Source organism: Mediterraneibacter agrestimuris (assembly GCF_943193195.1).
GTDB lineage: Bacteria > Bacillota > Clostridia > Lachnospirales > Lachnospiraceae > Schaedlerella > Schaedlerella agrestimuris.
In genome coordinates this window covers 37232-56972 of the sequence record NZ_CALPDG010000015.1, presented here as the reverse complement: position 1 = coordinate 56972, position 19741 = coordinate 37232, and the positions used below count along the sequence as shown (strand labels likewise).

General features: G+C 52.4%; 26 protein-coding genes. 1 reads left to right on the top strand and 25 read right to left on the bottom strand.

The annotated features are described in order from the left end of the window. Positions 1-7 precede the first annotated feature (7 nt). The 3 genes from NFS18_RS09365 to NFS18_RS09355 form a co-directional block, all read right to left on the bottom strand. On the bottom strand, positions 8-1465 hold the full coding sequence (locus NFS18_RS09365) for a phage tail spike protein (RefSeq protein ID WP_251389796.1): 1458 nt from the start codon (positions 1463-1465) through the stop codon (positions 8-10). Then, a complete protein-coding gene (locus tag NFS18_RS09360; protein WP_331477617.1) occupies positions 1462-2010 on the bottom strand; it encodes a hypothetical protein in 549 nt (182 codons plus the stop codon). Before NFS18_RS09360 ends, NFS18_RS09365 begins: the two co-directional genes overlap by 4 nt. A 98-nt stretch (positions 2011-2108) precedes the next feature. Further along, positions 2109-5261 (bottom strand): phage tail tape measure protein, encoded by a 3153-nt coding sequence (locus NFS18_RS09355; protein WP_251389794.1) that lies wholly within the window; start codon positions 5259-5261, stop codon positions 2109-2111. A gap of 262 nt (positions 5262-5523) precedes the next feature. Here NFS18_RS09355 and NFS18_RS09350 point away from each other — a divergent pair, with 262 nt between their 5' ends. Next, positions 5524-6459, top strand: coding sequence for an Abi family protein (locus NFS18_RS09350; protein ID WP_251389793.1), 936 nt, complete (start codon positions 5524-5526; stop codon positions 6457-6459). 33 nt (positions 6460-6492) lie between these two features. On the opposite strand, the gene NFS18_RS09345 is transcribed toward NFS18_RS09350, so the two are convergent. The 22 genes from NFS18_RS09345 to NFS18_RS09240 all read right to left on the bottom strand — a co-directional run bounded on the left by NFS18_RS09345 (position 6493) and on the right by NFS18_RS09240 (position 19633). Next, positions 6493-6666 (bottom strand): hypothetical protein, encoded by a 174-nt coding sequence (locus NFS18_RS09345; protein WP_251389792.1) that lies wholly within the window; start codon positions 6664-6666, stop codon positions 6493-6495. Further along, on the bottom strand, positions 6663-7037 hold the full coding sequence (locus NFS18_RS09340; protein WP_251389791.1) for a hypothetical protein: 375 nt from the start codon (positions 7035-7037) through the stop codon (positions 6663-6665). The genes NFS18_RS09345 and NFS18_RS09340 overlap by 4 nt, the downstream gene beginning before the upstream one ends. Before the next feature lie 3 nt (positions 7038-7040). After that, on the bottom strand, positions 7041-7634 hold the full coding sequence (locus NFS18_RS09335; protein WP_251389790.1) for a major tail protein: 594 nt from the start codon (positions 7632-7634) through the stop codon (positions 7041-7043). A gap of 5 nt (positions 7635-7639) precedes the next feature. Next, positions 7640-7957 (bottom strand): hypothetical protein, encoded by a 318-nt coding sequence (locus NFS18_RS09330; protein ID WP_251389789.1) that lies wholly within the window; start codon positions 7955-7957, stop codon positions 7640-7642. Next, positions 7957-8334: an HK97 gp10 family phage protein gene (locus NFS18_RS09325; RefSeq protein ID WP_251389788.1), complete on the bottom strand. Its 378-nt coding sequence runs from the start codon at positions 8332-8334 to the stop codon at positions 7957-7959. Before NFS18_RS09325 ends, NFS18_RS09330 begins: the two co-directional genes overlap by 1 nt. Before the next feature lie 19 nt (positions 8335-8353). Further along, positions 8354-8686, bottom strand: coding sequence for a phage head closure protein (locus NFS18_RS09320; protein ID WP_251389787.1), 333 nt, complete (start codon positions 8684-8686; stop codon positions 8354-8356). Positions 8687-8700: 14 nt separating this feature from the next. Further along, positions 8701-9039: a head-tail connector protein gene (locus NFS18_RS09315; protein WP_251389786.1), complete on the bottom strand. Its 339-nt coding sequence runs from the start codon at positions 9037-9039 to the stop codon at positions 8701-8703. Positions 9040-9057: 18 nt separating this feature from the next. Next, complete coding sequence (locus tag NFS18_RS09310; protein WP_251389785.1) at positions 9058-10275, bottom strand: phage major capsid protein; 1218 nt, start codon at positions 10273-10275, stop codon at positions 9058-9060. Positions 10276-10355: 80 nt separating this feature from the next. Then, positions 10356-11195: a head maturation protease, ClpP-related gene (locus NFS18_RS19720; protein WP_251389784.1), complete on the bottom strand. Its 840-nt coding sequence runs from the start codon at positions 11193-11195 to the stop codon at positions 10356-10358. After that, the gene (locus NFS18_RS09300) at positions 11192-12619 is read right to left on the bottom strand and encodes a phage portal protein (RefSeq protein ID WP_251389783.1); all 1428 of its coding nucleotides are present in this window, start codon (positions 12617-12619) and stop codon (positions 11192-11194) included. Before NFS18_RS09300 ends, NFS18_RS19720 begins: the two co-directional genes overlap by 4 nt. Before the next feature lie 101 nt (positions 12620-12720). Further along, complete coding sequence (locus tag NFS18_RS09295; RefSeq protein WP_251389782.1) at positions 12721-13089, bottom strand: hypothetical protein; 369 nt, start codon at positions 13087-13089, stop codon at positions 12721-12723. Positions 13090-13178: 89 nt separating this feature from the next. After that, positions 13179-14810, bottom strand: a complete 1632-nt coding sequence (locus tag NFS18_RS09290) for a terminase large subunit (protein WP_251389781.1) — start codon at positions 14808-14810, stop codon at positions 13179-13181. After that, positions 14810-15286, bottom strand: a complete 477-nt coding sequence (locus NFS18_RS09285; protein WP_251389780.1) for a phage terminase small subunit P27 family — start codon at positions 15284-15286, stop codon at positions 14810-14812. Before NFS18_RS09285 ends, NFS18_RS09290 begins: the two co-directional genes overlap by 1 nt. 136 nt (positions 15287-15422) lie before the next feature. Then, positions 15423-15794, bottom strand: a complete 372-nt coding sequence (locus NFS18_RS09280) for a hypothetical protein (protein ID WP_251389779.1) — start codon at positions 15792-15794, stop codon at positions 15423-15425. A 195-nt stretch (positions 15795-15989) separates the two neighbouring features. Beyond that, complete coding sequence (locus tag NFS18_RS09275; protein ID WP_251389778.1) at positions 15990-16196, bottom strand: hypothetical protein; 207 nt, start codon at positions 16194-16196, stop codon at positions 15990-15992. Positions 16197-16242: 46 nt separating this feature from the next. Further along, entirely contained in the window at positions 16243-16443 is a 201-nt protein-coding gene (locus tag NFS18_RS09270) for a hypothetical protein (protein WP_251389777.1), read from the bottom strand. A gap of 13 nt (positions 16444-16456) precedes the next feature. Further along, positions 16457-16978, bottom strand: a complete 522-nt coding sequence (locus NFS18_RS09265) for a hypothetical protein (protein ID WP_251389776.1) — start codon at positions 16976-16978, stop codon at positions 16457-16459. Continuing rightward, on the bottom strand, positions 16956-17189 hold the full coding sequence (locus NFS18_RS09260; protein ID WP_251389775.1) for a hypothetical protein: 234 nt from the start codon (positions 17187-17189) through the stop codon (positions 16956-16958). The genes NFS18_RS09265 and NFS18_RS09260 overlap by 23 nt, the downstream gene beginning before the upstream one ends. A 62-nt stretch (positions 17190-17251) precedes the next feature. After that, positions 17252-17527 carry an Nmad4 family putative nucleotide modification protein gene (locus NFS18_RS09255; protein WP_251389774.1) on the bottom strand — a complete coding sequence of 92 codons (276 nt, stop codon included), beginning with the start codon at positions 17525-17527 and terminating at the stop codon, positions 17252-17254. A 308-nt stretch (positions 17528-17835) separates the two neighbouring features. After that, positions 17836-18300, bottom strand: a complete 465-nt coding sequence (locus NFS18_RS09250) for a DUF7698 family protein (protein WP_251389773.1) — start codon at positions 18298-18300, stop codon at positions 17836-17838. Between the two features lie 199 nt (positions 18301-18499). Further along, positions 18500-18955 carry a DUF6900 domain-containing protein gene (locus NFS18_RS09245; RefSeq protein ID WP_251389772.1) on the bottom strand — a complete coding sequence of 152 codons (456 nt, stop codon included), beginning with the start codon at positions 18953-18955 and terminating at the stop codon, positions 18500-18502. A gap of 147 nt (positions 18956-19102) precedes the next feature. Then, positions 19103-19633: a hypothetical protein gene (locus tag NFS18_RS09240; protein ID WP_251389771.1), complete on the bottom strand. Its 531-nt coding sequence runs from the start codon at positions 19631-19633 to the stop codon at positions 19103-19105. Positions 19634-19741 lie beyond the last annotated feature (108 nt).

Below are 19741 nucleotides of genomic sequence, written 5' to 3'. Positions count from 1 at the left end.
CTTCAAATTAAATAGTGACTTCACAATAAAAGGACGCATTATCTAACACATCCTCGGTTGATATGGTTACAGTTTTCATTCCTCCATGCAGCCCGTCCCAATCAGCATCCATCTCCGCATTGCCGGACTTGCGGTGCCAGGAAAAAGAAGAATCCGGGAGGGTGTCCGTGATATCCTTATCCCAGGACAGTACTTTACACCGGAGAATGCTTTGCTGCCCCTTATCCCGGAAGATGCTCGTACCCTCCACCACCAGCTCCGTCCGGTACATCTTCGCCGTACTGATATCCTCGACCTTGCCATAGATGTTCTCGATCTTTTCCGTCTGCCCCAGGATATCCTGCTCCAGTGTGCTTAAGTTTGCGTTCTGCTTTGCGCTGATGGCAGTCAGGCGGATACCGCCTGCCCCGATGGTAATGGTATTGCCGGATGGGTTCAGGTAATCCCTTGTCCTCTGGATACACAGATACCTCCCGTCAATCCCGTGGGGCGGGGACAAGCAGTACACGTACTGTCTTGCATGGATATCTGCGATATCCGCCCCGGTATCCGACTCATCCACGATGGTCAGTTCCATGCTGGTAATGCCTTTAGCCAGCTCAGATATTCTGGCTTTTGCCTTACGCAGCAAATTGCCGGGAAGCGTTACATCCTCCCATATCTCGGTAGTCCAAATCCAGCCGATCTCCTTCACTGCATCCTCATCAAACACATAGTTTTTTCCATCGTTCACCGATTCAATGGTTACCCGTTCATCCGACTCCACCTCGTTCCCTTCTTCATTCGTGGTTTTCATTTTTGCACCCAGAGGGATCAGTGCGGTCACCCGCTCCGTGTGGTCGAAGGTGATTTTTACATCGGTGAGGTTTCTCCCATACTCCACCTTCTGGAGCGATGCCTCCGTAAAATCTGCCAGATAATCCAGAACCTTGCCGGAACCGGTATATCTGAGCCGCAGATACCCTCCGTGTGTTTTGATGAGCTTATCCTTAATGGCATCCAGCGTCATGGAATAATCCGAACAGCTATAGGAAATGTAATCGTTGGTATCAATCACAGTAACCTCCCCAACCATGAACCGCTTCTGTTCCTCCACGCATTTGTTATGCTCCGCAATGAAGTATTCCAGCAGTCCCCGGAGAGTGCCTTTATAGCTGTATGGCGGCTGCTGGCTGTCCTTCAGATAAGCCAGCGCCGATTCACAGGTCCATGTGTGAGTGTTATAAAAATCACTGCCATCATCCAGTGCCCGCCCTTCAAAAACAACCTCATTTCCTTTTTTGCACACAATGACAGAAGCCATCGGTTTGATGGCAGCAAGATACGGATGGTTGTACGGAGCGGAAAGCGTCAGGCTGTCAATGTTCTCCGCATCCTCCTCCACCTTTGCTTCCGTGACTGCCAGTTTTGATAACTGCGGATGGTAAAACAGCGCCCCGTCCACATAGATTCGGAACAGTCTCATAGGCATCCCTCCCGGTACCGGAAGGTCACCGTGCCGGAGCCTGTCACCGATATGGTATTCCGTCCAGCCTGCAGCTCCATCTCCGGAAACTCCCACGTGCCGGAACTGACCGTCTTACGGAAAGTATCCGTGCCGATCTGCCAGCTCAGTGCCGTTTCTTCCGTTGCCGTGATGACCGGAACCACTGGCATATAGTCATTATCCAGATACACGCTGCCGCCGCCCGTAAAAGTAACCACCGTTTCTTCCACATGGTAGCGGTAGGAATCCCCATCCGAACAGCTTATGGTAAGCTGCCCTTTCCCCGTCAGCGGATCATAGGCCGGTGACATTTCCAGTGTGCCGATGGCATACAGCCCTGGTTCCTCGCTGCAGACCACCTTCACCAGATGCCCCGCAAACCGGTTTACAACCGCGCTGACTTTTTCATTAAACTGCGCCCTGGTGCCGAGCATGGAAAGGACGATCTCAAAACTCCGCGGCTGGTAAGATACCCGCCCAAGAGCCTCCGTGTAGCGGATGGGGGAGTTCCTCCCCGGCACCACGATGGTGTTCGTCTGGGACTGCGGCGTGGGGAAGTTCACACTCTCCCGCAGCCACCCCAGGCCGGACACCCAGATCTCATTCAGTTTTACATCCGGCCTCATAGACTCAACCTCCTGTTCAGCTTCTGCATCTGCCCCAATTTACTGTCAATGGCCGGGAGCAGATGCCCTACCAAAGTCCCGTCCTCCAGATAAATGCCCTTACTGCTGTTGGCGGCAATGACCGCAAGGTACTGCTCCATCGCACTGGTATCCAGACGGTTGGAAAGGATACTCTCCAACTGGTTATAAAAGTTCTTCAGCGGCAGGATTGCCTCCGCTCCCGCTTCACCGCCCGCCATCAGGTTCATCCCGTTCATGCCGAACAGAGTCGGCCTGGTCATGATACCACCTTCCTTGTACCAGTCAATCGACAGGTGCGGGACACTCGGTGGCGCAATAGACAGCTTGCCGGAAATACTAAAATGCGGCAGCTTGATATGGGGCAGGGAAATCTTCATACCGGAGAAGAATCCGGTGATCTTATCCACGATACCCTTGATCGTATTCTTCGCCGCCTCAATCGGCGTAATAATAGCACTCTTGATTCCGTTCCAAACGGAAGCGGTGGTACTCTTAATGCCGTTGAATACGGAAGTGACGGTACTTTTAACCGCATTAAATACGGAGGATACCTTGCTCTTAATCCCATCCACCACTGTAGAAATGGCGGATTTGATGCCATTCCAGGCCGTGGATGCCACGGACTTGATCGCATTGAATACTGTAGAAACCACCGTTTTAATCGTGTTCAGCACCGTAGAAATCTTTGTGCTGATCGCCGTCCAGACTGTGGAGATCACATTTTTGATGGTACCCATCACCGTGGAAATGACTCCTGCCACGGCGTTGATAACCGTAGACACCGTATTCTTGATGGCATTCCACACATTTGTAATGATTTCCTTGCAGTTCTCCCAGATAAACCGGAATGGCAGCGTGATAATGTCAAAAGCGGCACTCAAAATGGAACCGATCAGCATGATCCCCGTCTGCACCACGTTTGTGATGGTCTCCCAAATACCGGAGAAGAAGGCCACAATGCCATTCCAGATGCCCTCAAAGAAGGTCTTGATATTCGTCCAGACCCCGCTCCAGCTCGTGCCAAACCAGCCGAAGAACACATCCACAACGCCCTGAATGATGGTAACCGCGGCCGACAGAACACCCTTGATCCCTTCCCACACACTGGAAAAGATCGTCTTGACACCGTTCCACATCTGCGACCAGTTCCCGGTAAACAGGCCGATAAACACATCCAGGATGCCGGTGATGACATTCAGTACCGTAGAGAGGACTGTGGCAATCGCCTGGAACGCTCCCTCAAAGACCGGGGCAAGCAGGGAACAGAAGCCGTTCCATACCGCTGAGAGCACTTCCGTGATGTCCTTGAAGCTGAATCCCAGCGCATTCAGCCGGTCAACGATTCCCTGGCAGAAGGTGCTGACCGTCTCCTTGATGGTGTTCCATGTGCCGATGATGGCTTCCCGGAACCCTTCATTGGTGTTCCATAAATGCAGGAAGGCAGCCACCAGTGTACCGATAACTGCCACCACTGCCACAACAGGAGCCGAGATGCCACCGATAGCCGCACCCAGCTTTCCAAAGAGGCCGGTGCCGCCCTGTACCGCCACCTTCAGCTTACTAAAGCCATTCGCCAACTGCACAAACCCTTTCATGGCCGTGCCGATCTTCGATATGGTAGTGCCGAGGATCACAAGGAAAGGACCGATGGCAGCCACCAGAAGGCCGATCTTTAAGACCATCTCACGGGTGCCCTCATCCATGCCGTTTAGCTTATCCACGAACTCCTGGATTTTCGTCACAATGCTGCGGATGGCAGGCATCAGCATCTCGCCAAAGGAAATGGCAAGCTCCTCCAACTGGCTCTTTAAGATGGTAAGCTGTCCCATCAGGTTATCCTGCATGGTCGCCGCCATTTTCTCCGCAGTTCCGTCACAGTTATCAATGGCACCGCTTAACTTTTCTATGTCAGCAGGAGCCGCATTCATAAGTGCAAGGAATCCGCTCATTGCGTTCTTGCCCACGAGGGACTCAGCCGCCTGCGCTTTTTCCGACTCTGTTAAATGACCAAACGCCGTCCGGCAGTCTGCGAGGATGTCAGATAAGCTCCTCATGCTGCCATCTGCATTTGTCGTGGCAATAGTCACATCCCCGATGGCCTGGCCGCTGATCTTCACATCCCCGGCAAGGTTGTTCATGATGGTACGCAGCGCCGTGCCTGCCTGGGAGGATTTGATACCGGCATTTGCCATCAGTCCGATAGCTTCCGCCGTATCCTCTGCGGAAAAACCAAGTGCGCCCGCAATCGGCGCACAGTATTTGAAGGTTTCACCCATCATGGATACGTTTGTATTCGCATTCGAGCTTGCCGCCGCAAGGATATCCGCAAAATGCCCGGAGTCCGCAGCCGTCAGCCCAAAGGCAGTGAGGGCATCCGTCACGATATCCGATGTGGTCGCCAGGTCTTCGCCGGAAGCCGCCGCAAGGTTCATGACACCGTCAATACCGGAGATCATATCCTTTGACTTCCAGCCTGCCATTGCCATGTAGTTCATGGCCTGGGCCGCCTCGGATGCGGAGAACTTCGTTTTCTCGCCCATCTCACGGGCCTTATCCCTAAGAGCCTGCAAGTCATCCCCGGTCGCACCGGAGACTGCCGCCACCTGGCTCATGGCAGAATCAAAGTCCGCAGCCGTCTTGACCGCGGCTATACCTAAACCGCCGACTGCTGTGGAAATGGGCATCATCTTCTTACCGACACCAGAGATGGAATTGCCCACATTTTCCAGCTTGCCGCCAATCTCGTCAATCTTGGCAAGGGCTGTGTTTGTAGTTGCCGCCTGCTCCTGGAGCCGACGCAGTTCCTGTTCGGTTTCAACGATCTCACGCTGGAGGGCATCGTATTTGTCCTGCCCAAGCGTCCCGTTCTCCAACTGCTCCTTTGCCTGCACCTGAGCCTGCTTTAATGCTTCCAGCTTTTCCTTTGTGGAAGCGACTGCGTCCTTTAACAGCCTCTGCTTCTGTGTGAGAAGCTCCGTGTTGGAGGGGTCCAGCTTCAGCAGCTTATTGACATCCTTTAAGGCACTCTGGGTGTGGGCGATCGATGAATTGACGCTTTTCAGGGCCTTGTCTAAGCCTGTAGTATCGCCGCCAATCTCAATCGTGATGCCCTTGATCCTGCTTGCCACTGTTCCTCACCTCCCAAAAATGTGCAAAAGAAAAGCCCGGATTTCTCCGAGCCTTTAAACTATCTGTGGATATTTTTTTGTTTTTTACATATACTGCATTATGGAATGAAGTCTGCCGGACTGTGAAAAAGCTGTTGACTTTCAGCCGTCCGTATGGTAGACTTTATTCCAGTGATCAGGTTTCAGATACTCGCGAGGACTGAGACCGGGGGAGGACCTGAGGGCCCTCCTTTTTTATTTTGCCGGGAAGGAGGAAGCAACTGTGGCAAAGCCATTTCTAACATACGATGAGCAGATCGACAAACTGGTGGATGAAAAGCAATTGCAGATTGCCGATACAGAATACGCAAAAACGGTTCTCAAAAACATCGGTTATTTTTCCCTGATCGGCGGCTATAAAACACCTTTCATCAATCCAATGACCCGGATCTACCAAAACAATGCTTCTTTTGAAGATGTGCTCGCCCTATATCAGTTTGACCTTTCCCTGCGGGAACTTGTGTTTCGGTATCTATGCCAGATAGAATGTAAAATCCGCCAGCTGGTTTCCTATTCTTTCTGCAGTAAACACGGAGAACAGCAAAGCGCATACCTGAATCCAAATAACTACAACAACAGCCGGAAGAACGCTTCCGATATTGCTTACCTGATACAACTGCTGACATACCATGCCACCCGCAACAAAGAACATAAATATTTGGTACATCAAAGGAACGTGTATCACAATGTCCCTCTCTGGGTTCTGGTCAATGCCCTTACATACGGACAAATATCAAAATTTTACACATTGCTTCCATTCCAGATGCAGAGTGATATCAGCAAGGAATTTCCAGGCGTGAATGAAAAGGATCTGGAGAGGTACCTGAAAATCCTTACACTGTTCCGCAACGTCTGCGCCCATAATGAACGGCTGTATTCTTTCCGGATACAGATTGATTTTCCAGATACCGTACTGCATGAAAAACTTGGAATCGCCAAAAAAGGAAATCAGTACCTGCTCGGCAAACGTGACCTGTTTGGGTTAGTGGTTGCCTTCCGTTACCTTCTTCCGAAGCAGGATTTCCTGGAATTCAAACGCGCGATGATCCACATCCTGCGTAAATACACCAAAAGCAGCAGCCAGATCAGTGAAAATTCGCTTCTTTCCATGATGGGCTTCCCTTCCAACTGGAAAGACATAACGAGATACCGTATATAATCCCACAGGAATCCCCCTGTGGGATTATTTGTATCAGAAGGCATCAAAATCCGCCTGCACAGCCTCACGGGCCACCTTTTCATACTTTGCACCGTCATTGGCTTTTTCTGTCCACATATCAATGACGAGCCCGACCGTGAGCAGGTCGAGGTCAGAAATCGAAATGCCAAGTTCTACACTCCGCAGGAGGAACAGGGGCGTGGTCATTTCCCTTGTACTCCTGCCAACTCTTTTTTTGCCTGTACCTCCACCATCATATTCTGGCCCCACAGTTCCAGGATCTGCGGCAGCACCTCATAGATGGAGAACATATCAAACTGGTCCAGCCACTCCTCAATGGTCGGTGGGATGGAGTTGTCCGCATGGTAGGCCATGATATAAGCCACGTTCTCGAAGATCTCCAGGTCCTCGATCTGGAACTCCTCCCCTTCCTCGGTCTTTCCTTTGTAGGATTTCTCCAGCTTGGTAAGGTCTTTGAAAATATCACGTTTAAACTTCGCCCGGTACAGGCGGGGGATGGTGGCCGATGACCGGAAGGCCACCTTCTTCCCACAAATTTCAATTTCCCGTTTCAGCATCTTTTACGCTCCTTCCTGCCCTGCCTCTTTTTCCGTTGGCAGATACACCGATTTATACCAGTTTGTATATGCCTCCTTGTCCGTGGTATCGCCTGTCCTGGCCTTTACCAGCCCGTCAGAACGCGGGTCTGCCGTAATGGACAGCGTTTCTGTCCCCGGTTCAATGGTGTCCTCTTTCGTTTCAGACTCAATGGACGGGCGGGATGCGCTGCAGTTATACAGCACATGGCGGATGGCGTTTACATCCCCGTCAAACTCAAAGAGCAGGGCGAACTTCACGCTCTCCCCGACGCCGCTGTTTTCCACCAGGACGCCCTTGCCATCCAGTTCCTCCTGCAGGATTTCTGTGCGGAACCACTCCGGGATCAGTGCAATCTCCAAATCCCCGCTGTATCCGTTGTTGGTCACAGAACGGAAATACACGATTCCGTCCGCATAGAACGGGCTGGATTCCCCCTCCGCATCCAGGCTGATACTGACCGCACCAGGGATTGCCTTTGGTGCAGCGTAGGTAAAGGTGGTTTCTCCGTCTGCCACCGTTTCCGTAAGCCGTGCGGCATGGACATTTTTCAGATTATATTTGACTTTGTTCCCCATCGCTTTCATACCTCCATTTCATAAATCACTTCGTACAGTTTCTCGGACTCAATGTAGGTTTCCGATTTTTCATAGAACAGGCCGTAAGCGTCAAAAGCCGCCTCCAGCCGTTCTTCCAGTTCCGGTGCCTTCCTGTCCGTATAGAGTTCCACGTCCAGCTGCTTTACTTTGAAGTAAACCTTTCCGTCTGCCGCAAAGTTGCTGCTGCCGGGTGTCAGGTAGCAGAGAAAAGGAGGCTGTGGCGACTCCCCTTCCGCAAAGTGGTGATAAGCGAAGGGTAGCCCCGTGCCCTCTAACATAGCTGCAATCGTTTCATAATCCATCACGATAACCCCCTTTTGATCGCCGCTTCCAGTTCATTCACCGCATACGCTTCCGCCGGGGCGATATGCGGCTTTCCTGCCACACGTCCCCCGCCCCTCCTGGCGTGGCCTTTCTCCAGAAGGTGTGTCAGCCCCGGCTTGGTACGGTTATATACGGTAACGCTGACCTGCCCGGTTTTCTCCGAGGTCTTTTTGACCGCCCAGCCCTTCTGGTAGCCGCCGGACCTGACCGGGGAGCCGGCCTGCGCCATCGCCTTTGTCTCTTTTGATACGGAATTCACCGCTGTTTTCACCACTTCGTCCGTCACCTTCTTATACTCTTCCAGCGCGGATAGGATCTCACTGGAAAGCTGGTCTGCCGGTATCCTTTTTGCCATAGGCCGTTACCTCCCTTTCTCATGGTCTTGCTTCCCTCCTGCATTTGAACCGGACCTCCTTCTTCTGGTAATTCATCAGGTCCACCGCTTCAATGTCGTAAGCCTCGCCCCGGAACCTCACACGGAAGCCTGTGGAAGTGACCACAGACGTCTCACTGCACCAGCGCACCGTAAAGGTGATGGAACGCTCCTCCGTTGCGGCTGCCTCTTCTTTCTCCTCTGCCTGATAGGTGGAGGCATAAGCATAACAGGAAAAATAGTCCGTCCAGGTGTTCCTGTGGTTGCCGATGGCATCCACAGTTACCGCATTCTTTTCAATCACAATGCGCTCATTTAATTTTGAAATCTCCACATCCGCCCCTCCCTTTAAAGCACCCCTTCCCGGATGGAAAACAGGAGGGACCGCAGTGTCAGGGTGAGCCCGTGATGGTCCGCTTCCTCCCGGTGTTCATACAGATAGGCAAGGGCATACAGCACCGCCGCCTTCATCACTTCCCGTATCCGGGAAAGTTCCTCCGCTGTATACCCTGCCGTGCCATTTTCATTTCCCGTGCTGTTTACTGCCGCCCACTGCCCATCCGAGAGCCGCGCCACATCCGCACACAGCTTTCCGGCAGAAGCTAAGAGGATGCCGACCATGGCATCCTCATCCGAAGAATCCACCCGCAGATATGCCTTGGCTTCCCCAAGCGAAACCAGTGCCATGGCCGTATCCCCCTTTCCTTATGCGCCGGCTGTGCTGGCCTTCATCTGGAGCACCTGCACCGCTTCCGGCAGGATCAGCTTTCCGTCCACACGCTGCGTAGTGAGGAAACCTACCTGGTCGGTGCGGGCATACAGCTCATTCAGCCTGCGGAAGGTACGGTTCTGGCGGTCTGCGATCCAGTAATAGCTGTAGTCGCCAAAAGCCAGCACCTTGTTCCCTGCTGCCACGGCCGGCATGAAGGCAGAGGTCTTAAGCGGACGGTTTAACAGGGTATCCGGCTTCCCGATCTCAAGGCCCGGTTTCCAGATATAGTTTCCATTGTTGTCCTTTAAGGTCATCAGCTGCAGCACCACCGCCTCATTGCACAGAAACTCCGCTTTCTTGCGGTACGGCGCTTTCAGTGCGTAGTACAGATAAAAGATTTCATCAAAGGTCAGCTTCGTCTGGGCTGCCGTAGTCACACCCACCTTTGCCCCGGCATCGTCCAGGATACCCAGCGGCTTGCCCACGCCGTCCCCGGTAAGGAACGCCTTCTCCTCCGCGTTACCCATACGCACGCCAAAACGGCGGGCGATATAAGTCGCCAGGTCAAAAGCGGAATCGTTCAGGAGTTCATTGGAAACCTTGATCATGGTACCCAGCTTGTATGCCGACAGCATGGTCTGCCCAAACGTGGTATCGCTCTCCGGGATTTCCTCCCCCTCATCGATCCAGCTTGCCTCCCCGGTATCCTCCGCCACCGGGATCTTGCGGGTGCCGGAGCTGGTACGGATGACCGTTGCCATGCCGCGGAAGATGTTGTTCTCCTCCAGCGCCTCCACCAGCTTCTTTTCAAACTCATCCGGTACAGTGTATCCGCCCTCCGTGTCCACACCGACAGACAGGGCGTTCCTCACCTCGCCATAGTTGCCGCGGCTGCGGATCATATCCCAGAACGCATTCCGGTATTCCTCAGTCCCGGTCGGGCTGGTGCCCTTATCCTTCGGGTTTCCGTTCTTCGGATTGCCGTGTACCGGATTGGAAGTCGGGGTCGACAGTCTGGCGTCAATCTCTGCCTGCTGCTCCAGGCGCTCGATCTCTGCACCCAGGTCTTTGACCTCCTGGGCCATTTTGTTGTACTGCTCCACCGCGTCGGCAGCTACAAGGCCGTTCTCCCCGCGGTGCTGCTCCAGGAATGCCTTCGTCTGCTCCCAGAGGGTGTTGCGTTTGCTTCTCAGTTCAAGAATCTTACTCATCGTCATTTCCTCCATAAAAAATGTGTTTGCTGGTTTTAGGGCATAAAAATAGCCGGAACTGTTTGTTTCAGGCTTTTGCCTTACTTCAAGCACTCCAGCTGTTTTTCTAAGATCAGATATGGCACACTGCCATCTTCCGTTGTGCCGTCCATGCTGATGACCGGATGCGGCGGTTTATCTTCTCCCGGTCCGGGGGGCTCCGTGTGTGTATCCAAAGGCGGCTTCCCAGGAGGTTTCCCATTGCCTACGCCAAGGCGGTTCAGGATCGTAAGCCCCATCTGTCTGGTGGAATAAAGCTGTGCCTCCAGATGGATACCCGGCTGCTCCTCTTCCTCCTCTGTCTCTTCCTCTTCCCCCTCTTCCTCTTTTTCCGGCTCTGCGTCATCAAAGAGGATTTCGTCTGCAAACCCAAGCTCCACCGCTTTCTTCGCATTCATCCACGTTTCATTGGACATGAGATTGGAAATGCGGCTGTGGGACAGCCCGCTCTTGGCAGCGTAGGCATTGATGATGCTTTCCTTTACCTCGTTAAGAGTATGGATTGCTTTTTCCATGTCCTTGGTATTCCCAAAGGCAATGGTTGACGGGTCATGCACCATCAGCATTGCCACCGGGGACATCAGGACTCTGCTTCCAGCCATCGCTACCACGGAGGCAGCGGAAGCTGCAACCGCATCAATCTTGACGGTGACTGCCCCCTTGTAATCCCGGAGCATCGTGTAAATCTCTGCTGCAGCGAACACATTTCCGCCTGGTGAATTGATCCAGACGGTAATATCCCCGCTGCCTGCTTCCAGCTCTTCACGGAATGCCTTCGGCGTTGCCTCATCCCCCCAGAAGGACTCCTCATCAATCGGGCCTTCCAGACGGAGCACCCGTTCCCCGGCTTCATTATGAATCCAGTTCCAGAATTTCTTCATCGTTTCCGTTTCCTTTCTTTCGGTTTTTGCGGCGTACTCTCACTCCGCCTGTTCTCACTGTCAGGTGTCTCCTCCTCTTCGGACGGCTCCCGTCTTTCTTCCCCCGGCTGGTTCTGCCCCACAGCCGCCTGCTTCACCTGGGCGAATTTTCCGGCATCCTTAAGTTTTACATACCCGCCGTTCAGGTAGTAATCGTCCCCGCCTTCCTCCGCCGGGATCAGGTCCATGTTCTCCAGGCGATGGATGTCGTTAGGACTTAAGAAACCATTGCTGATACCCGTGGCGTACCCACTCATCCGGCTCTGGTAATCGCCCCGGAGCAGCCCGTCCACGTTGAATTTTGGGAACAGCACATCCTGCTCCTCCGTAAGCAGCAGGTCTTTGATGATCGCCTGCTCGAACCGCACCAGCCACGGTGTCAGCGTGTGTACCACAAAATCGATCGACTGGTGTTCGATGTTGGAAAACGTGGCATGTTCCAGGCTCTGCACCATGTGGGGCGGCACCCGGAAGATACGGCAGATCTCCTCCACGCCAAACTGCCGGGTGGAAAGGAACTGGCTGTCCTCCGGCGGCAGGGAGATCGCTTTGTACGACATCCCCTCTTCCAACACGGCGACCTTATGGGCGTTATTGGCACCGCCATACACTGCCGTCCAGTTATCCCTGATCTTCTGCGGGTCTTTTAAGACACCCGGATGCTCCAGCACGCCGCTTGGCTGCGCCCCGTTCTTAAAGAAAGAGGCGCCGTACTTCTCCACGGCCAGAGTCGTGCCGAGGCTGTTCTTCATCATGGCAATCGGGGAAAATCCCACAAGGCCGTTAAACCCAAGCCCTGGGATATGCAGGATTTCATCCTTCCGGAAATAGATATCCTGGTTCTGCTCCCCCGGCACTTCATCCGTGTAAGCATGGTAGGTATAGTAAAGCTCTCCCTGCCCGTCACGGTCCACCTCCACATTTTCCGGGAGCAGCGGATACAGGCCAAGGACCTGGTTCCTTCCATCCCGGATGATCTGGGAGTAGGCGTTGCCCCACAAAAGCAGATGCGTCATCATCGTTTCCCGCCAGATAAAACTGCTCATCTCATCGTTGGGCTGCCGGTACAAGATCCGGTAAAGCGGATGGTCACTGGCGCTTTCTTTCCCTTTCCCGCCATCCGTGTACCGGTATAGGTGGAGCGGCAGCGCAGCCACTGTTTCCGCAAGCAGGCGGACACAGGCATACACCGTGGAGATCTGCATGGCAGACTGCTCATCCACACGCTCCCCGCTGCTCGCCGTCCCAAAGGAAAACATCTGTCCGGAATCCCGGACACTGTCTGTCACCTCCGGCAGTTTTTCCTCTGTCCTGCCCTCCTCCGGCCTGTGTTCCTCTGGTGCATCCCTGGGTTTTGAAAAACCCATCCATTCTAAAAATCCCATTGGTTTCCCCTCCAATACTGAAAACGCAGAAACACCCCAGCCCATAAGGGCCAGAGTGTTCCTGCATTATTTGGTATTAAGCTGTTTCATTCTGATCGCTTTTATTCCGCTTCCGCAGGCAGCGTACCAGTTACTTCCGACCAGAAATCATGCAGGTATTCTGCTGCCTGCCGGATCACCGTGGCAAACGGTTCTTCCGCCTCCGCTGCACAGTTCTTAAGCCACAGGACGGCATCATCCGCAAGTTCCGGCGTCACTGCCACAAACACATCCTTCTGCGGCCTTTTCCCCATCTGCTGCAGCTGTGCATTCAGCGTATCCCTCGCGTAGACTGCCTCCTCCTTCGTGACCTTTCCTTCGGCGCAGAGGCTTAAGACGGCGCTTTGCAGAAGCCCTGTGCTTCCTTCCGCCCCCTGCCACTCTGTGCTCCACATCGTTTCCATGATAACCTTTACCCTGTTATTTTCCATCAGAATGGCTCCTTTCTTTTTAGGGTAGCCTATCTATCACTCTAAATGGGCGGAAAGTCAAGTTCCTATTTTCAGCACATGGCATCCGCCTAAAATACAAGCAGCCCGCGGTCAGGATCATCATAAATACTGCCCTGCTGCGCTCCGGCATTACGGATACAGCGGTCAAGTGCCATAATGGATGCGACAATGCCATCTATTTTCTCCGGCGATTTTGCCTTTGTTGGTTTGATATTTTCCGCCGGGTCAGTTTCCACCACTACATTGCCGGCCATCCACCGCAGGACGGGATTGCCGCCATGGATGATCTTCCCTTCCATCAGCAGCTTATAAAATTCCTTGGTCGGAGGGGACATGTCTTTAAACCCCTGACCGAATGGGACGACTGTAAATCCCATCCCCTCAAGGTTCTGCACCATCTGCACCGCTCCCCACCGGTCAAAGGCGATCTCTAAAATGTGGTAGGTTTCTCCCAGCTTCTCGATGAATTTCTCAATAAATCCGTAATGAATGACATTGCCTTCCGTTGCCAGAAGATAGCCCTGCTTCTGCCAGACATCATAGGGAACACTGCCCCGCCGTACACGGAGAGGTATGGTTTCTTCCGGTATCCAGAAAAACGGGAGCAGGATATATTTCTCTTCTTCATTCCGTGGCGGGAACATCAGCACAAAGGCCGTGATGTCACCAGTGCTGGATAAGTCCAGCCCGCCGTAGCAGTCACGGCCTTTCAGCGATTCCATATCGATTGGGATATTCCCCAGGTCATAAATCTGTTCCGGGATGAAACGTGTCAGACTGGATACCCACATATTCAGACGCAGCTGTTTGAACACATTTTCCTCTGCCGGGTTCTGCAGCGCCTCCCGGTATGCATCCCTGACACGTTCAATCTGGATCGTCTGCCCAAGGGACGGGTTCGCTTTATACCAGTTTTTCTCATTATGCCAGTCATCCTCATCCGTCAGCCCAAACACCACAGGATAAAAAGTAGGATCGACTTTCCTGCCGGCAAGGATATCCACCGCCTTGGTATGCAGTTCATAACAGATCGACTCTTTCTCTGTCCCTGCCGTGGTGATCAAAAAGAACAATGGCTGTTCCCTGGCGTCACCGGAACCTTTGGTCAGGACATCATATAATCTCCGGTTTGGCTGGGCATGGACCTCGTCCAGCACCAGCCCGGATACGTTCAATCCATGCTTGGTACCGACTTCAGCGGAAAGCACCTGATAAAACCCGGCATTGGAGTAATTCACGATCCGCTTGGTGGCCCCCATGATCTTGCTCCGTTTCATCAGCGCCGGTGTCATCCGCACCATCTGGTTTGCCACGTCAAAGACAATGGATGCCTGCTGCCGGTCTGCCGCCGCCCCATACACTTCCGCAGACGGCTCATTATCCGCATACAAAAGATAAAGGGCAACTGCCGCCGCAAGCTCGCTCTTTCCATTCTTTTTTCCAATTTCAACAAAAGCCGTCAGAAATTGCCGGTTCCCATCCTCCTTCACCACACCAAAAATGTCACGGATGATCTGCTCCTGCCAGGGCAGCAGCCAGAAGCGTTTCCCCGCCCATTTTCCTTTGGTGTGTCTTAAATTCTCTATAAACCTCACTGCCCGGTCTGCTTTCGCTTTCTCATAATGAGAGGTCGGCAGCATAAACCTTGTAGGCTGATAGTTTTTAAGTTTTGGGTAATCCTTCGGCCTTGTCTCTGCCATCAGCTACCACCTCCCAGCAGTTCCTCCATCTCATCCACAGCACCGCCCCGGCTGTCCGTATCCGCAATGATCCGGCTCCGGGAGGAAGGGGTCAGGCCAAACTGCTCGGCAAAGCGGTTCATGATTTTCAGATAAGTCTGGGCAATACTTACCTGCGGTACCTGCTGCCAGTACCCGGACGGGGTCTTTACAATAGAACCGTGCTGTGTGATGAACTCTTCCGCCTCTTTCCATCTGGCGTATGCCTGACAGTATCCGGCAAAGGCCGCCATATCCACTTCCGTCAGGATGCCGATCTGCTCCATCTGCTTTGCCAGACGCCGCCACTCCTTCTTTGCCTCCGGCTCCAGCCACTTCGGGCAGGACGGTGCCTTTTTGACAGGTTTCGGTTCTTTATCATTTAATGGGCGCTTGCCCGGATTCCCTTCCAGCTCTTTCACTGCTGTCGGAGTCGGTTTTCTTCCCCTTGTCGCCATCCGGCATCCCTCCTTTCCGCAAAAATGGGCAAACAAAAAGGACCTCCAAAGAAGCCCTTACATAAAATCAATCTATATAAAAACGGGGATAACAAGGCACAGCCCCTTCCGGGGTTATGCCTGCAGCGGCTGTTCTTTAAAGTTCCGTCTTTTCACCGGTCAGGATGTTGACCACCGTGGTTCCCTTTCCAAAAGCAGCCTGCATCTCCATGCGCTCCTCTTCGGAAACCGGCCTTGCATTTTTCCGGTATTCTGCAAGGGATTCAGAAACCTCTTTGTCCCTGGCCGCTGTGGTTGCCTCCACGCTGACTCTGTCAGTGACCATTGCCAGCTTTTCCAGCATGTCGCTCATCAGCACCCTGCCGATGCAGTTGCGGGCAACCCCGTTCTCGTCAATGGTAATCTTGCCGTCCTGCAGGTCTGTTTTCACCCGTTCCAGTTCCTTTTCCGCTTCCTTCTTCCAGTATGCTCCAAGCTCCCCGTTCAGTTCCCTTTGAAATCTTGTCATGTCTGTTTCCTCCGTTTTTCTTTGTTTTCCCTTTCGGTAGTGACATATTACCGTCATGTGCAAAGAATAGCAACTACTACCGGAGCCATAATGTACACAAATATTTTAAGGAAATGCTGTGTATATTATAGGAAAGCGGACAGAGGAAAAAGGCCGGCAGCCCCGGCCGCTTTCCTCTGCCTGTTTTCTAAATCCTTATATCCGCTCAATACGGCAGGTCATCCCGTCTACCTCTGTAATCCGCCAGTTTTCGTTTCTCCATCGGACCTCCACAATCCGCACACCCACATATTCGTTACTGCGGCTCCGGTCAGAAAGAACCGTCCCGTGCTGTATCATCCATCTGGAAAGGTTGGATTGCAGCCGGCTCTCACGCTCCATTTTCTCAGCAATGTTGATCATTTATTCCCGCCTCCCTTAATCGAAACAGCCCGTTCCAGGTGCTGTTTTATTCAACAATAATCCGGTGTCCCTGTACTTCCGTAATTATCGTTGCCTCAAACTCCCTCGCATCCCTTTCTGCCTCAGCCCTCAATCTCTGGATGGCATCCGCTTCATGAATCCCGATGGAAAGTGCTTCCCTGGGGATCAGGCCAGAAAAGGTCGAATTCCATATTTTATAAGTCACCCTGTATAATTTCAGTTCCATGCCAACGCCCCCTTTACGCTCTCCCAACATCCACCAGCCACTCCGCTTCCTTGTGGAAGGCTCCGGTCGCCTTTTCCAACACGCTGCTCTCCTCGTCGATGTAATGCAGCCCCTTTCCGACTTTGATAAACCGTGCGTCCTCATAACCAGGAATGTCGGTGCGGTAAACGTGCGCCCTGCGGCTTTCACCATCGTAGCTCTTCCCGTCCCATCCGTTGAAGGTGAAATCAATCCGCCCCTTCGTTTTGGTAAAATGGGCTTCAAAATCTGCCCTCGTGATCTCTGTATTGTAGTTTTTAAGGCTGAACTCATTTCTCAGTCTGTAAATGTTTTTCATGTGTGCTTCCTCCGTTTTCTTTGTTTTCCCTTTCGGTAGTGACATATTCGCTCTAAAAGCACATATTATCAAGTCAATTCCAAGCCATAAATGTACCAAAGATACGGGTAAGAATCTGTGTATATTATGGCGGCCCGGAGTTTCCGTTTTCAGGATCTCCGGGCCGCCGCCTGAATCATTCTTCTGCAATCCCCTCATAAAAAACATCTTCACAATCACAGCTTATCATCTGCATCCCACAGACTGGGCAGCGTTCTGTATCGCAGCCAAAATGGTGGAAAAACCCTTTCATTGCACCGCAGTCACCGCAACGTTCCCCCTCTTCCATGTATGGGTTAAAATCCCGGCCATCCCCTGCTTTGATCCTTGGATACACCTTCCCATGAATGTGTACGTCCCGACGGCGCATCCCCGCGCCGTCAGCATATCGCGTTTACAAATTCTGCATCCCGCCATAATCCTTCCTCTCCTTTATTTCGCTTTTTCCATGCACCATGCAATGGCGTGGCCGCCGTCCTCGAAAACCTCATCCGACATTTCCAGAAGGCTTAACCGGCACTCCACGGCATCCAGCCCGTCCTCTTCCGGGGTTTCCACAAATTCATAAACCGCTGCCACAAATCCCCTCCATGCGATGTCCGTTACCAGTACCTTGTCTCCGTATTTCAGGACTGCCCCGTATGAACTGACTTTCAACTGCAGGTTCTCCATGCTGGTGATCTCTTCAAAATTGTAATATGCTTTCATGCTGTGTTCCTCCGTTTTCTTTGTTTTCCCTTCCGGTAGTGACATATTCGCTCTGTTTCGCACATATAGCAAGTTAATTACGGGAATATGCTGCACAAAGATGAAACAGGGAAATTGTGTATTATTATTCTAATCACGGCGTTACTGCTCTATTACGAAATAACAACCCGGCCTTTGGGTACGTTTTTATCTTCCCACGTGCCGCCACAGCCGGCCGTGTCCGCCTTTTTCCCGGAAGGCCGGACAGACCCCCGGCGGACGGCTTTTGAGGGGCTTACCGCCCCTCTCCCGGCCGGTTATGCTTTTCTTTATTTTTCTTCCGCATCCCCGGTGGAAAAAAGGTATCCGTGGGCTTTCTCGTATTCCTCACTCATGAATGCCCGGTGGCTGCTGTTAATCTCCACCAGCCCTTCCAGCCTGCAGCCGTTCTGTGTGAAAAGCCATGCGGTTTCCACTGCGGAAGACCAGGTGGAGGAAAATGTAAATTTTTCAATGCCGTATTCCCGTAGGCTGTCGATCAGCGGCTTTACCTGCTTATCCCAAATGGTATCGTTTAAATCAATGTACTCGTTGCCCCGCTCCCGTGCCTCGCTGTAAAGCTGGTAGATTCTTGCGTAGGAACTTCCCTTTGCATCGATCTGCCCCTCCAGCTCATGGTAGGCGTTCCGTGCAGTTTCCTGCCCTTCCGCGCTGCCTGCCTTTTCCGCCTCATGGTACTGTGCCTTGAGTGCTGCCTCCCGTGCGTATTCCTCTGCGAAATTGTTTTTCTTCATGGCCTGTGCCCTCCTTGTTTTTGGGTGTCCCCCTTTGTTGTGACACATATTACCGTCAGGTGCCGGTAATAGCAACTCATATCGACACCATAATGTACACAAAGATCCAGCCCGGAAACTGTGTATTTTATGGCATCAAAACAGGCACAAGCAAAAGGCCGGTTCTTCCAGCCCCTTGCCTCTGCCTGTTTTCTGCTCCTTATTTTGTAATGATCAGGTAGCTCACGTTGCCCAGGGTATCGGTTGACTTCAATCTGATCCTGGTATCCGTCTCCCGGTCGAGCCGGAACTTCCTCAAAAGGTCCAGCCTGCCAAGGTTCCTAGCCATCTCGGCTCCTGTCCGGCTGTCCTCGACCGCGTCCCTGAAAGATGCAATGTCGCATCTGCCGCCGTACCAGAGGTTGCTCAGTGCCTCCTCCTGCCCGCTGGATGTCTGTAAGCTGATTTTTCTTTCGCTGCCCCGTCTGCCTGCGTTTTCCTTCCCAAGTTCGTAGGCTGCCGCCAACGCTGCTTTGATGCTCCAGACGGAAACATCCAGGAAATCCTCGCTGTCATTGTCGCGTGTTTCCAAATCCCCTCTGGCTTCCACCGGGTAAATGTGTTTCTTGGCGATCTCCACCAGGCTTTCAAGTTCCTTTTTGCTTAACTTCTTCATGTGTGTTTCCTCCGTTTTCTTTGTTTTCCCTTTCGGTAGTGACATATTCGCTCTAAAAGCACATATTATCAAGTCAATTCCGTACCATAATGTACACAAAGATCTCCGGCAGAAACTGTGCATGATCTCTGGATGGAAACCTGTCTCTTATCTATCAGGGCTTTGCTTTTTATTCCGGAGTTCATAATACCGGCCATCCAGTTTCTCCCGCACAAGGCATATTGGAAGGCAGCATCTCATTTCGTGTACAGCTTCCCAGTCCTCCCATAAGCCGGTTCTTTTAAGATAATCAGTGAGTTCTTTTTCCGCATCTTCCTCCATCTGCAGCAACCGCTTCTCTTTTTCTTCATAATCCTCTGCAAAGTCCTGGGCCTTCCGTAATATTTCCCGGTCTGCTTTCCACACTTTGCATTCCGGATTTGTGACCACCTTATGCGGTTTATCCGCGATCTCATAGTAACGGGAGTAAAGCCGGGACCGGAACCAGCATCCCGGCAGTACGCTGATCACATTGAGTACCGCCTCCTGGTCATCCCATAAATTTTCCTGTTTCAGACCGCCAACGACTTCTCCTGCCAGGCTTTCCATCGAACCTGTCATTTCCTGAAAGAGCCGTTCATAATCCTCCTTAAATTTCAGTGCCTTCTTTCTGGCTGTACCGTCAATCTTCCATTCCATATATTTTGCGCCCTCCTTTGCTTTTTGTGATGACATATTACCGTCACTGTTAAAGAAAAGCAAGCAGTTCCAGCCCCATATATGTACCAGTCTTTTGCCCGGATGATT

Coding starts and splice junctions, on each gene's coding strand:
- NFS18_RS09365 (WP_251389796.1), bottom strand. CDS start 1,465: ATGAGACTGTTCCGAATCTATGTGGACGGGGCGCTGTTTTACCATCCG.
- NFS18_RS09345 (WP_251389792.1), bottom strand. CDS start 6,666: ATGACCACGCCCCTGTTCCTCCTGCGGAGTGTAGAACTTGGCATTTCG.
- NFS18_RS09340 (WP_251389791.1), bottom strand. CDS start 7,037: ATGCTGAAACGGGAAATTGAAATTTGTGGGAAGAAGGTGGCCTTCCGG.
- NFS18_RS09335 (WP_251389790.1), bottom strand. CDS start 7,634: ATGGGGAACAAAGTCAAATATAATCTGAAAAATGTCCATGCCGCACGG.
- NFS18_RS09330 (WP_251389789.1), bottom strand. CDS start 7,957: ATGGATTATGAAACGATTGCAGCTATGTTAGAGGGCACGGGGCTACCC.
- NFS18_RS09325 (WP_251389788.1), bottom strand. CDS start 8,334: ATGGCAAAAAGGATACCGGCAGACCAGCTTTCCAGTGAGATCCTATCC.
- NFS18_RS09315 (WP_251389786.1), bottom strand. CDS start 9,039: ATGGCACTGGTTTCGCTTGGGGAAGCCAAGGCATATCTGCGGGTGGAT.
- NFS18_RS09310 (WP_251389785.1), bottom strand. CDS start 10,275: ATGAGTAAGATTCTTGAACTGAGAAGCAAACGCAACACCCTCTGGGAG.
- NFS18_RS19720 (WP_251389784.1), bottom strand. CDS start 11,195: ATGAAGAAATTCTGGAACTGGATTCATAATGAAGCCGGGGAACGGGTG.
- NFS18_RS09300 (WP_251389783.1), bottom strand. CDS start 12,619: ATGGGATTTTTAGAATGGATGGGTTTTTCAAAACCCAGGGATGCACCA.
- NFS18_RS09295 (WP_251389782.1), bottom strand. CDS start 13,089: ATGGAAAATAACAGGGTAAAGGTTATCATGGAAACGATGTGGAGCACA.
- NFS18_RS09290 (WP_251389781.1), bottom strand. CDS start 14,810: ATGGCAGAGACAAGGCCGAAGGATTACCCAAAACTTAAAAACTATCAG.
- NFS18_RS09285 (WP_251389780.1), bottom strand. CDS start 15,286: ATGGCGACAAGGGGAAGAAAACCGACTCCGACAGCAGTGAAAGAGCTG.
- NFS18_RS09280 (WP_251389779.1), bottom strand. CDS start 15,794: ATGACAAGATTTCAAAGGGAACTGAACGGGGAGCTTGGAGCATACTGG.
- NFS18_RS09275 (WP_251389778.1), bottom strand. CDS start 16,196: ATGATCAACATTGCTGAGAAAATGGAGCGTGAGAGCCGGCTGCAATCC.
- NFS18_RS09270 (WP_251389777.1), bottom strand. CDS start 16,443: ATGGAACTGAAATTATACAGGGTGACTTATAAAATATGGAATTCGACC.
- NFS18_RS09265 (WP_251389776.1), bottom strand. CDS start 16,978: ATGAGGGGATTGCAGAAGAATGATTCAGGCGGCGGCCCGGAGATCCTG.
- NFS18_RS09260 (WP_251389775.1), bottom strand. CDS start 17,189: ATGCGCCGTCGGGACGTACACATTCATGGGAAGGTGTATCCAAGGATC.
- NFS18_RS09255 (WP_251389774.1), bottom strand. CDS start 17,527: ATGAAAGCATATTACAATTTTGAAGAGATCACCAGCATGGAGAACCTG.
- NFS18_RS09250 (WP_251389773.1), bottom strand. CDS start 18,300: ATGAAGAAAAACAATTTCGCAGAGGAATACGCACGGGAGGCAGCACTC.
- NFS18_RS09245 (WP_251389772.1), bottom strand. CDS start 18,955: ATGAAGAAGTTAAGCAAAAAGGAACTTGAAAGCCTGGTGGAGATCGCC.
- NFS18_RS09240 (WP_251389771.1), bottom strand. CDS start 19,633: ATGGAATGGAAGATTGACGGTACAGCCAGAAAGAAGGCACTGAAATTT.